Raw genomic sequence first — 11,993 nt, 5'->3', positions numbered from 1 at the left:
ATCTGGACCTGGATGGTTTCCAATCCGTTCATGTGAAAAACCTCGTTTTCTGTCACCGCTGTTACAAACTGTGCGGCCTATTGTCGCACACTGTAACCTCAATTGCCCCATGAGTAACGTAAGATGAGCACTCGGCAATATCTGAAACAGTGGGCACTCCCGCTTCTCTCTGTTACTCCCAAGACAACCTGGAAAAGGAATGCAGGACTGATGAACTTGAAGGGAGCCGTGGTTGCCGCGGCGTCGACAATCGCTCTGGCCTGCGGTATGACCCCGGCGGCGGACGCCGCCACCGTCACCGCCGCCCAGGTCGCGGGGCAGACCCCGGTGGGCACTGTGAAGGCGTGGGACGCGCGGTCCAACCCGCCGCTGGCGCTGAACACCAACCGCCCGCAGTCGTGGACCCAGCAGGTAGACCACAAGAACGTGCTGTCGTACCAGGTGTACTCGCCTTCCATGCGGCGTGACATCCCGGTCGCGGTGATCCCGGCAACCAATTCCGCCGGGCAGCGCGTGCCCAACGCACCGATCATTTACCTGCTCAACGGCGCAGGGGGCGCGGAGCAGGATCAGGATTGGCTGAAGTCCTTTACCAGCCGCGAGTTCTTTGCAGGCAAGGGCGTCAACGTGGTCATCCCGCAGGCGGGCGCGTTCTCGTACTACACCGACTGGGTAGACCAAAACCCGCAGGGGCGCTACGTCCGCGGGCCACAGAAGTGGGAGACGTTCCTCACCCAGGAGCTGCCCGGCCCGATGGAGCGCACGCTCAACGCGGACAACCGCCGCGCCATCGTCGGCTTCTCAATGTCCGGCACGAGCGCGCTCGTGCTGCCGGAGCACCGCCCTGGCTTTTACGACGCCGCCGCCTCGTTCTCCGGCTGCGCCGCCACCGCCTCCCCGCACGGATACAACTACGGGCGCGTGACCGTCAACCGCGCGGCGAACATCCCGAACTTCCAGGAGATCACCCCGGAGCAAATGTGGGGCCCGATGGGCAGCCCGAACAATGTGTGGAACGACGGGCTGGCCAACGCCGAGCGCCTGCGCGGCACCAAGCTCTACATCTCCTCCTCCACCGGCCTGGCTGGCCGGAAGGACCAGGTCAGCTACCTGGTGGGCGAGGCCGGCGTGCCGGAGATCGCGGCGGGTGTCGCCGCCACCACGTTGCAGGTCGAGGGTGGCGCGATCGAGGCCGCCATCAACCAGTGCAACCACGACCTGCGCGCAAAGCTCGACGGGCTGAACATCCCGGCGCACTACGAGTTCCGCAACGCTGGCACGCACTCCTGGGGATACTGGCAGGACGACATCCAGCAGGCATGGTTCACCACCATCGCCCCTGCGTTTGGGATGTAGTAGATGCACCCGCAGAGCAAGCAGAGCAATCAGCCCCGCAGCAGAGCGATCGACCCGGCGCTGCTCGACCAGATCACCGGAGATGAGGCGCTGGCGTGGGCCAACGCGTGGTCCGCCGACACCGAGGCCTCGCTGACCGCGCCCGGCAGCCCGCTCACCGAGGAGGCCGCGCGCCTCCGCGGCGACATCCGCGCCGCCCTGGACACCGACGCGCGCATCCCCTACGTGATGCGCCGCGGCGATTTCCTCTACAACTTCTGGCGCGACGCCTCGCGCCCCCGCGGCGTGTGGCGCCGCACCACCTTGCCCGAGTTCCTGGCTCCGGAAACGGAGTGGGAGGAACTGCTGAGCGTGGATACGCTTGCCCGCGCAGAGGGCGAGGACTGGGTCTGGAAGGGCGCGACCGTGCTGCCGCTGACGCAGGACCGAGCGCTGCTGCGGCTGTCGCGGGGCGGCGCCGACGCGGTGACCATCCGCGAGTTTGACCTGCACACCCGCGCCTTTGTCGCCGACGGTTTCCGCATCAATGAGGCCAAGACCGATGTGAGCTGGGTCGACCGCGACACGCTCCTGGTGGGCACGGACCTGGGCGAGGACTCGCTCACCCACTCCGGCTACCCCGCGCAGGTTCGCCGCTGGCACCGCGGCACGCTGCTCGCGCAGGCGGAGGAGATCTTCCGCGGCGAGGTAAGCGACGTCGCCGTCGGCGCCTCTTACGACCCCACTCCCGGCTACGAGCGCACCGTGATCACCCGCGCCCTGGATTTCTACACGTCCCGGACCTGGGTCGACGGCCAGGAGCTGGACCTGCCGCTGGACTGCAGCGCGGTGCCCTACAAGCAGTGGCTGTTCATCATCCCGCGCACCGACTACCAGCCAGCAAGCGCAACGATCCCGGCCGGCGCGCTCGCCGTCACCGACCTGGAGCGCTTCCTCGCGGGCGAGCGCGACTTCCGCGTCCTGTCCGACTTGTCCGACTCAAGCGCGGTTGAAGACCTCTCGCTGACCGCCAACTACGCCTTCGTCACCACGCTCGACAACGTGTCCACCCGCATCGAGCGCATCGCCCTCGGCACCTGGGAGCGCACCGACGTCCCGCTCCCGCCGGCCTCGGCCGCACACATTGTGGCCACCAGCCCGCTCGACGGCGATGAGGTATGGCTCAACACCTCCAGCTTCACCACGCCGAGCACGCTTTCGCTTCTCGACGCCACCGCGCCCGATCACCCCAACGCGGCCAAACACGCCCCCGCCCTCTTTGACACCGCGGGGCTGGAGACCCGCCAGCACTGGGCGACCTCCGCCGACGGCACCCGGATCCCCTACTACATCACCGGCGACTTCTCGCGCGGCCCGCGCCCGACGCTGGTGGGCGGCTACGGCGGCTTCGAGGTCTCGCTCACGCCGTCGTTTTCCAACGTGCGCGGCATCGCCTGGCTGTCCAAGGGCTACTTCTACGTACAGCCCAACCTGCGCGGCGGCGGCGAGTTCGGCCCCAGCTGGCACTCGCAGGCGGTGAAGGCGAACCGGCACAAGGTGTGGGAGGACCACCGCGCGGTGCTGGAGGACATCGTCGCTCGCGGCTACGCCACGCCCGAGCGCATTGCCATCCGCGGCGGCTCGAACGGCGGGCTGCTCACCTCCGGTGCGCTCACCCAGTACCCGGACCGCTTCGGCGCCGCCGTGGTGCAGGTCCCGCTCACGGACATGCTGCGCTACCACACGCTCTCCGCCGGGGCGTCGTGGATGGCGGAGTACGGGGACCCGGACGACCCTGCCGAGCGCGCCTTCATTGAGACGTGGTCGCCGCTGCACAACGTGGCCAGCGCCCCCGCCTACCCGCCGGCCCTGGTGACCACGTCCACCCGCGACGACCGCGTCCACCCCGCCCACGCGCGCACCTTCGCGCTCGCGCTGTGGGAAGCCGGCCAGCCGGTCGACTACTTTGAAAACACCGTCGGCGGGCACGCGGGCGCGGCCGACAACGAGCAGGTGGCGCGCGTGGAGGCCATGATCTACACCTGGCTGGAACGCCAGATCGGCGACACAGCCACGGCGGAGCGCACGCAGTGAAGAACCTGACGCTGGCCACCATCTTCGCGGCCATCAGCGGCTTCGTCGTGCTCTGGGTCGCCGCCCGCGCCCTGGACCCGGAGACGGGCTACCGGTACTTCGCCGCGTTCTGGAGCGTCTTCTTCGCGGGCGCCGGGCTTGTCGACGGCATCACGCACGAAACCACCCGCGCCGTCGCCTCCGCCGCCGAGACCGGCAAGCGCGGCGCGGCTAACCCGTGGCGCATCGGCGCCCGGCTCGCGGCGGTGGTCCTCGTCGTCGTGGCGGTCGGCGGCGCCCTGCTCATGGGCACCGTCGTACCGCAGTCCCCGGGCACCGCCACCGCCCTGCTCACCATCGGCCTGATCAGCTACGTATTCCAGGCGGTACTGGCGGGCGTCCTGTCCGGCTCGCACCTGTGGGACCGCTACGCCGCACTCTTCGCCCTGGATTCGGGCGTGCGCCTGGTCCTCGCCGTGGTGGCGTGGGCCGCCGGGTGGGGCCTGCCGGTCTTCCTGCTCATCACCGTGATCGGCGCGGCGAGCTGGCTCACCCTGCTGCGCCAGGAGCACCTGCGGGTGCCGGTGGACGTGGACCGCGGCCTGTTCGTGCGCCGCATGGTCACCGCCATGGTGGCCTCCGGGGCGTCGGCGGCACTGATCACCGGCTTCCCTGCCGTGATCAACGCGGCGTTTCCCGGCGCGCCGGTGGCGGCGGTGATCAACGCCGTGATCCTCACCAGGGCGCCCGTGCTCGTGCCGCTGCAGCGCTTCCAGTCGGCCCTGGTGGTCCGGTTTGTGGAGCACCGCGACCGGATCTACGCGGCGCTGGCCATGCCGATTGGCGCGGTCCTGGGGCTCGGCGCGGTGGGGTTCGTCGCCGCGTGGGCGGTCGGCCCGCTCATCCTGCGCATCGCGTTCTCGCCGGAGTACGCGATGGGCGGGGTGTCGCTCGGCGTGCTCACCTTCGCGTCCGCGTTCATGGGCGCGCTCATGATCACCGGTGTTGCGGTGCTCGCCCTGGAGCGCCACGGCTGGTACGTCGCCGGGTGGCTCACGGCCACGGCAGTGGCGTTTGGGATTTTGTTCGCGGCGCCGGTGGGTGCTGAAGGTGGGGGCACGGTGGCGTCGATAAGCATTGCCCTCTTCGCAGGCCCCCTGGCCGGCGCGCTGGTGCATGTGGCGGGGCTGCGGCGCGCGCTAAGGTAGTTCCCTATGGGAACAATGCTGGTCACCGGCGGTGCCGGGTTCATCGGGTCCAACTTCGTGCGCATGGCGCTCAGCAGGGTGGACAAGATTGTGGTGCTGGACAAGCTCACCTACGCGGGCAATCGGGACAGCCTCGCCGGGTGCGACGTGGAGCTTGTGCTTGGCGATGTCGCCGACGCCCCACTGGTCAACCGCCTCGTCGCGCGCGCCGACACCGTGGTGCACTTCGCGGCGGAATCGCACAACGACAACTCGCTGCGCGATCCCTCGGCGTTTATCCAGACGAACCTGGTGGGCACGTACACGCTGCTCGAGGCGGTGCGCGAGCACGGCGCGCGGCTGCACCACATTTCCACCGACGAGGTCTTCGGCGACCTCGCCCTCGGCGGCACGGACGCCTTCACTGAGGCAACGCCGTACAACCCGTCCTCGCCCTACTCGGCGACGAAGGCGGGATCGGACCACCTGGTGCGCGCGTGGGTCCGCTCCTTTGGCATCCCGGCGACCATCTCCAACTGCTCCAACAATTACGGCCCCTACCAGCACGTGGAGAAGTTCATCCCCCGGCAGATCACCAACCTGTTGCGTGGCGAGCCCGCGAAACTGTACGGAACGGGCGCGCAGGTGCGCGACTGGATCCACGTGGACGACCACAACGACGCGGTGCTCACCATCCTGGAGCGCGGCGAGCTGGGCCAGACCTACAACATCGGGGCCGGCGGCGCGCACGTGACCAACAAGCAGGTCATCGAGGACATCTGCGAGCTGATGGGCGGCACCTACGAGCACGTCGCGGACCGCCCCGGCCACGACCAGCGCTACACCATGGACGCGACGAAGCTGCGCCGCGAGCTGGGCTGGCAGCCGCGCTACACGGATCTGCGCGCGGGCCTGGAGCAGACGATTGCCTGGTACCGCGATCACGAGTCCTGGTGGGCCGCGGGCAAGGACGCGGTGGAGGCGGGCTACGCGGCGCGCGGCCAGTAGGCAGGCTCTACACTGGCGAGCATGTGTGACACCCCGATTCAAGGCCTGCAGGTTGAACGGCTGACCGTCCACAAGGACAATCGCGGCTGGTTCAAGGAGAACTGGGCAGGCCAGGCGCTCGTGCCCGCGCAGCAGAACGTGAGCTTCAACGCCCGGCGCGGCGCCACCCGCGGGATGCACGCCGAGCCGTGGGACAAGTGGGTCTCGGTGGCCTCGGGCCGCGTCTACGCCGCGTGGGTGGACATGCGCGAGGGCTCGCTCACCTACGGCAAAACGTTCGGTTTGGAGATCACCCCGGACATCGCGGTGTTCGTCCCGCGCGGCGTGGCCAACGGCTTCCAGGCGCTCGAGGACGCCACGACCTACATCTACCTGGTCAATCAGCGCTACAACCCGGACGGAGCGTATGCGTTTTGCTCGTACAAGGAAGTCGAGTGGCCGCTCGAGCCCACCGAGCTTTCGGAGGCAGACACGAAGCACCCGATGCTTGCCGACGCCACGCCAGTCCCACCCCGCAAAATCCTCGTCACCGGCGCGAACGGCCAGCTGGGCCGGGCACTCAGGCAGGTGTACGGCGAGGATGAGGCCGACTTTTTCACCCACGAAGAGTTCGACCTCACCGACATGCCCGACCTGGACTTCTCCCAGTACTGGGCCGTGATCAACTGCGCCGCGTACAACGACGTCAACGGTGCCGAGGACGACCGCGCCACCGCCTGGGCGGTCAACGCTGAGGCGCCAGCAAAATTGGCGCGGATAAGCAATGCCCACGACCTGACGCTGGTCCACGTGTCCAGCGACTACATCTTCGACGGCACCCGCGAGGTCCACGACGAGGCGGAGACTCCCTCCCCGCTGTCGGCCTACGGGGCGTCGAAGGCCGCGGGCGATACCGCGGCGCAGGTGGCGCGCAAGCACTACGTGGTGCGCACCGCCTGGGTCTTCGGCGACGGCAACAACTTCATGTCCACGATGGCAGGTCTTGCCGCGCGCGGGGTGGAGCCGAAGGTGATCATGGACCAGCGCGGCCGCCCCACGTACGCCGAGGACCTGGCCAAGGGCATCGCGCACCTGCTTCGCACCCGGGCCGAGTACGGGGTGTACAACCTGACCTCGGACGGGGACGCGGTGGGCCGCGACGAGATCGCCATGGCCGTGTTCATCGGCGTCGGCCACGCCCCCTCCGAGGTACACCCGGTGACCACCGCGCAGTACGCCGAGCTCAACGGACCGGAGGCGCGCCGTCCGGCGGAGTCCACGCTAAGCCTGGACAAGATCAAGGCGACCGGATTCACGCCGACCAATTGGCGAGCAGCACTCGCCCTGCACCTTGCGATGCAGTAGGTTTAGACGCTGAACTTGCTTTGCCTGAGGAAACCGTAAAAGGAGCTCCACCATGTCTCGCACGCAGATGTCTCGCACGCAGTCCGTCGCGTTGGCCACCGTCGCCGTCCTAGGCGCCGCGGGCCTTGTGGTCCCGGCACACGCTGCGCAGACAGAACCGACGGGAACGACGGGGATGATGTCTGCCACTCCGACGGCAACGGCAACCGGGACCACCACCGCAACCGCAACGCCGACCGCCACCCCGAGTCCCACCACCGTGACAACCCCGACGGTCACGGTCACCACCACCCCCACGATCACGCCGACCACCACCACGTCGACGGCCGCGCCCTCCGCCCCGGACATCCTGCAGGCGATGTCCAGCGGCGATTTCTCCAAGATCAGCAAGCCGCAGATCGCGTTGCTCGTACTGGGCGTGCTCACCACGGTGCTGGGCCTGGCAGTGAGGTTCGACGTGCGCGAGATCGCCGCCGGCCGCTACACCTTCGAAGACTTCATGAAGGAAATGGCACAGGAGTAAACGCGGCATCAGCGCGGGTGGACGTCGTGTGACCGGCTAGTCTGGGACGCATGCGAGGCATCATTCTGGCCGGCGGGTCCGGCACGCGCCTGTACCCGATCACGCAGGGCATTTCGAAGCAGCTCATGCCCATTTATGACAAGCCGATGATCTACTACCCGCTGACCACGCTGATCAGCGCAGGTATCCGCGACATCCTCATCATCACCACCCCGGAGGACGCGGGCGCGTTCAAGCGTTTGCTTGGCGACGGCTCACGCTTCGGAGTCATGCTCAACTACGCAGTCCAACCCTCCCCGGATGGGCTCGCGCAGGCCTTCATCATCGGGGAGGATTTCATCGGCGACGACTCGGTCGCACTCGTGCTGGGGGATAACATCTTCGAGGGCACGCAGCTCACCCGGATTCTTGGCGAGACCCGCGACGTGGACGGCGGTGCCATCTTCGCCTACGAGGTCTCGGACCCGCAGCGCTACGGTGTCGTCGAGTTCGATGCAACAGGTACCGCCCTGTCCATCGAGGAAAAGCCGGATACACCGAAGTCCAACTTCGCCGTCGTGGGCCTGTACTTCTACGACAGCAAGGTGGTGGAGATTGCTAAACAGATCACCCCGAGCGCGCGCGGCGAGCTGGAAATCACCAGCGTGAACGAGGCCTACCTGCGCGAGGGCGCGCTGAAGGTCCACCGGCTGCACCGCGGGGACGTGTGGCTAGACACCGGCACCATTGATTCCATGAGCGAGGCCAGCGCGTACGTGGAGGTCATGCAGAAGCGCACCGGTACCATCATCGGCTCGCCCGAGGTGGCCGCCTACCGGGAGGGGTTCATCTCCCGCGACGCGCTCGAGGCCCTCGGCCGCGCCACGCTGAAATCGGGTTACGGGCGCTACTTGTTGGACGCAGCGCGGGACTAGGAGAAGTCACGGGAAAGTCATTTTCCCGCTCTAATTTTTGGTACAATTCTTTTACCCGGAAAACCACCGCGGTCCCCCCTCCCCCAACACCAAGGAGATGCCATGTTGGCAAAAATCACCGCAGCAGCAATGCTCGCACTTACCCTAGGCTTAACACCTCTCGCCCACGCGGATACCCAGGAGCTTGATACCGAAGGTTTTAGCAGCGTTGACCGAAGCCGAATCACTCCGACAGCAGAAGCTGATGCGAAAGCCTTCATCGAACAAAATCGCACTCTTTCCGAAGAGGAATTTTGGCAGGAATTCGACAACCTCAGTCTGGAAACCAAACTCGCAGTCACAGCGGAGCTTGAAGATGCAGCCGCCCTTGCGCACCCAAACGCACAAACGCGATCAGCCTACAGCCGAACCGTTTTAAGTGCTGCTGAGATTGCTCAATGCGGCATCACGCTAGGCGCGTCCAAATGCTACAAAGCAAAGCAACTCGCCGATCACGCTTCCGACGAAGCTATTCGCTTCTATCCGACTTCCTCACACAACGGAAGAGGAGACGCCTGGCGTCACTGCTGGTGGAGCGCATCAATGACAATCGATCTCGGAGAAAATGCAGCGAAACTGATTGGGACTAATCACGAGAAGTTCACAACCGGTCCGCAAGCTGAGAAGGAAATGGACCTATACAACAATGCTCAAGGAAGGTGGGCAGCTGTCGCCGCAGGAAATGACTGGAGAAAAGCAGTCAACTTCTGCCACACATGGTCGGGGAATGGTATTTTAAAAACCTTGAACTAGCCAGATGTGAAATCTCAGGGCTTCAGAGAAATTTGCCCTGAGATCACACGTTCACAATTCGAAGAAAAGCAGGTCAAGTCATTGCGCGTAGGCGAAGTCACAGTACTCATGTCCGTATACGCAAATACGAAAGCTGAAGATCTCGCCTTCGCCCTGAAGAGCCTACAAGCACAGACTCGACCGCCCGAACGCATTCTCGTAGTTCTCGACGGCCCAATCGCCCAGGACGTCCATTCGCTTCTCAACAACGTCGATACGCTACCGTTGGAAGAAAATGTTGGCCTCGGGAAAGCTCTGGCAGCTGGTCTTCGTGCAGTCGACACCGAATTTGTCGCACGCCTTGACTCGGACGATGCCGCTTTCCCACACCGCATCGAGACTCAGCTCAGTTTCCTCAGTAAGCACCCTGACATCTCGGTAGTCGGCTCCTCGATGAGGGAGTTCAACGAAGCGGGTCACGGCAATATTAGAAAACTGCCGGAATCTCCCTCGGCGATTGCAAAATACGTCCGACTCAACTCCCCAATGAACCACCCTTCGGTAATGTTTCGCACCGCCGACGTACTTGCCGTAGGAGGTTACCGCGATCTACGTGGCATGGAGGACTACGATTTATGGGCACGCATGATCTCGCAGGGGAAGAAACTTTATAATCTCCCAGAACCTCTAACATATTTTCGAGTGGATCAAGACCAGTTCAGACGCCGTTCCGCGAACAACGTACGCGAGGCTGAAAGAGAACTTCAAACCGCGCTGGTTCAGTATGGCCTAGTCTCGCCGGTGCGCGCGCGCCTCAACTTCGTCCTCCGAAACCTCTACCGCGCGCTCCCACTACACCTCATGCAGCGCGCATATGGCGTGCTGTTCCATCGAAGTAAGTGAACACCGTTTTCGCTGACTATTCCTCACAGGCTGCTCACGCGCGTGTACGCCCTACTTTTCCATCGAGACCGGTAACGTATTGAGCGCTATGAACCAATCTCGCGGCGTCGATAAGCATTCGGCGCAATACCCAGGGCGCGAACAGGGCGCGCACGAGTCCTTCACCGACACCTGGCTCATCGTCCCCTGCTACAACGAGGGTCAGGTCATCCAGGACGTGTTGGAGCACGCGCGGGAAACGTTTCCCAATATCGTGGCGGTCAATGACGGCTCGCACGACAACTCCGCCGAGTCGATCCACGCTGCGGGCGCACACCTGGTCAACCACCCGGTGAACCTTGGCCAGGGTGCCGCGATCCAGACGGGTGTTGAGTACGCGCGTACTCAGCCCGGCGCGAAGTACTTTGTCACTTTCGACGCCGACGGCCAGCACCAGGTCAAAGACGTTAAGCGCATGATCCACCGGCTGCGCACCGAGCCGATTGACATCGTCGTGGGCACCCGCTTTGCAGGCCAGGAGGAGACGCAGGTGCCGTGGATCAAGCGTCTCGTGCTGAGAACGGTGGTGCTCCTTTCCCCTCGCACCCGCAGACTTGGGCTGACCGACGCGCACAACGGCCTGCGCGCCTTCAATGCCAAAGTGGCACACGAGATGAACATCCGCATGAATGGGATGTCGCACGCCTCCGAAATTGTCAGCATGATTGATGCGCGGGGGTGGCGCGTGGCTGAGGAGCCGGTGGACATCCTGTACACCGAGTACTCCATGAGCAAGGGCCAGTCCCTGATCAACGGTGTGAACATCCTCGCGGACGGCATTGTGGCAAGGAGGCTCCCATGATCCAGCTGTTCCTCATCCTGGCGACCCTGGTGCTGGTCATCTACTTCTTCACTCACCGCAAGAAGGCGAACGCGAAGGCGTGGGTCAAGCTCGGTTTCGTGGTGCTCGTCTTCGCGGCAATCTGGGCGATCCTGCGCCCCGACGACGTCACGGTGCTGGCCAACTGGCTCGGGGTGTCTCGCGGCACGGATCTCATGCTGTACGCGCTCATCTTCGCGTTCTTCTTCACCACCATTTCCACGTGGACTCGGTTCCGCGAACAGGAGCTACGTTATGCCCGCTTGGCCCGCGCGGTAGCCTTGCAGAATGCGGTGCGCCCGGAAGATCCGTACGGCGCAGCGCCTCAAGCATCGCAACCTGAATAGGAGCAGTTTTACCGTGAGCGATACGAAGATCCCGCCCCTGATGTGGGCCTTTACGGCCGTGCTCGCCATCGGCACCGGCGTGGGCGGATATCTCATTGGCAACCAGACCGCGACGCCGCCCGCCGCGACGGAGACGGCCCAGCAGTCTACCCAGGCAGAGGCCCCGAAGGTGGATGTTGCTCGCCGCGAGGCCGACGACGCCATGGCGCTTGGCGACGTCGACGCCCCCGTCGTCATCTCCGAGTTCTCCGACTGGGCCTGCCCCTACTGCATGCGCTTCGCCGCGCAAACGATGCCGGAGATTGTGGAGCAGTACGTGGACACCGGCAAGGTCCGCTTCGAGATGAACGACTTTGTCATCAACGGACAAGGCGCCCTCAACGGGGCGCGCGCCGGCCGCGCCGCTGCGGACCAGGGCAAGTTCTTCGAGTTCCAGGAAGCCTACGTCGCGGCCGCCTCCAAGGTGGAGGGCCACCCGGACTTCTCCCTCGACGAGCTCGCGGGCTTTGCCAAGGAGGCCGGCGTGCCGGACCTCGAGCAGTTCCGCTCGGACGCGGAAAGTGACAAGTACGACCAGGCGCTTTCGGAGGCGAACACGCTCGCCCAGCAGTCCGAGGTCACCGCCACCCCGACCTTTATCATCAACGGCCAGGTGCTCGAGGGTGCACTGCCCTACGAGAAGTTTGCCCAGGTCATCGACGCAGAGCTTGAAAAAGCCGGGGCGTAGGG

Annotated in this window: 12 protein-coding genes; all 12 read left to right on the top strand. The window is 65.1% G+C overall.

Features of this window, described 5'->3' with window-relative positions; translation table 11 throughout:
* Window positions 1-210 precede the first annotated feature (210 nt).
* The 12 genes from CKJ85_RS02300 (at window position 211) to CKJ85_RS02245 (ending at window position 11,991) form a co-directional block, all read left to right on the top strand.
* Complete coding sequence (locus CKJ85_RS02300; protein ID WP_095546994.1) at window positions 211-1,356, top strand: alpha/beta hydrolase family protein; 1,146 nt, start codon at window positions 211-213, stop codon at window positions 1,354-1,356.
* A 3-nt stretch (window positions 1,357-1,359) separates the two neighbouring features.
* The gene (locus CKJ85_RS02295; protein WP_095553305.1) at window positions 1,360-3,429 is read left to right on the top strand and encodes a prolyl oligopeptidase family protein; all 2,070 of its coding nucleotides are present in this window, start codon (window positions 1,360-1,362) and stop codon (window positions 3,427-3,429) included.
* Entirely contained in the window at window positions 3,426-4,616 is a 1,191-nt protein-coding gene (locus CKJ85_RS02290; protein WP_095553304.1) for a hypothetical protein, read from the top strand. The genes CKJ85_RS02295 and CKJ85_RS02290 overlap by 4 nt, the downstream gene beginning before the upstream one ends.
* A gap of 6 nt (window positions 4,617-4,622) precedes the next feature.
* Window positions 4,623-5,603 carry a dTDP-glucose 4,6-dehydratase gene (gene rfbB, locus CKJ85_RS02285; RefSeq protein ID WP_095553303.1) on the top strand — a complete coding sequence of 327 codons (981 nt, stop codon included), beginning with the start codon at window positions 4,623-4,625 and terminating at the stop codon, window positions 5,601-5,603.
* 21 nt (window positions 5,604-5,624) lie between these two features.
* Entirely contained in the window at window positions 5,625-6,947 is a 1,323-nt protein-coding gene (locus tag CKJ85_RS02280) for a sugar nucleotide-binding protein (RefSeq protein WP_095553302.1), read from the top strand.
* 52 nt (window positions 6,948-6,999) lie between these two features.
* Window positions 7,000-7,470 carry a hypothetical protein gene (locus CKJ85_RS11955; protein ID WP_095553301.1) on the top strand — a complete coding sequence of 157 codons (471 nt, stop codon included), beginning with the start codon at window positions 7,000-7,002 and terminating at the stop codon, window positions 7,468-7,470.
* Between the two features lie 50 nt (window positions 7,471-7,520).
* Window positions 7,521-8,384, top strand: coding sequence for a glucose-1-phosphate thymidylyltransferase RfbA (gene rfbA / locus CKJ85_RS02270; protein ID WP_095553300.1), 864 nt, complete (start codon window positions 7,521-7,523; stop codon window positions 8,382-8,384).
* A gap of 102 nt (window positions 8,385-8,486) precedes the next feature.
* Window positions 8,487-9,176, top strand: coding sequence for a hypothetical protein (locus CKJ85_RS11750; protein ID WP_133064815.1), 690 nt, complete (start codon window positions 8,487-8,489; stop codon window positions 9,174-9,176).
* 108 nt (window positions 9,177-9,284) lie between these two features.
* Window positions 9,285-10,058 (top strand): glycosyltransferase, encoded by a 774-nt coding sequence (locus tag CKJ85_RS02260; protein WP_095547718.1) that lies wholly within the window; start codon window positions 9,285-9,287, stop codon window positions 10,056-10,058.
* An 88-nt stretch (window positions 10,059-10,146) separates the two neighbouring features.
* Entirely contained in the window at window positions 10,147-10,899 is a 753-nt protein-coding gene (locus CKJ85_RS02255; protein WP_095547719.1) for a glycosyltransferase family 2 protein, read from the top strand.
* The gene (locus tag CKJ85_RS02250; RefSeq protein WP_095535199.1) at window positions 10,896-11,264 is read left to right on the top strand and encodes a DUF2304 domain-containing protein; all 369 of its coding nucleotides are present in this window, start codon (window positions 10,896-10,898) and stop codon (window positions 11,262-11,264) included. The genes CKJ85_RS02255 and CKJ85_RS02250 overlap by 4 nt, the downstream gene beginning before the upstream one ends.
* Before the next feature lie 13 nt (window positions 11,265-11,277).
* A complete protein-coding gene (locus tag CKJ85_RS02245) occupies window positions 11,278-11,991 on the top strand; it encodes a thioredoxin domain-containing protein (protein WP_233126917.1) in 714 nt (237 codons plus the stop codon).
* Window positions 11,992-11,993: the final 2 nt, after the last annotated feature.

It is taken from the genome of Corynebacterium sp. NML 150383, assembly GCF_002285085.1.
GTDB lineage: Bacteria > Actinomycetota > Actinomycetes > Mycobacteriales > Mycobacteriaceae > Corynebacterium > Corynebacterium gottingense.
Note: the sequence above shows the minus strand (reverse complement) of the source record. Positions and strands in the feature narration are given on the sequence as shown.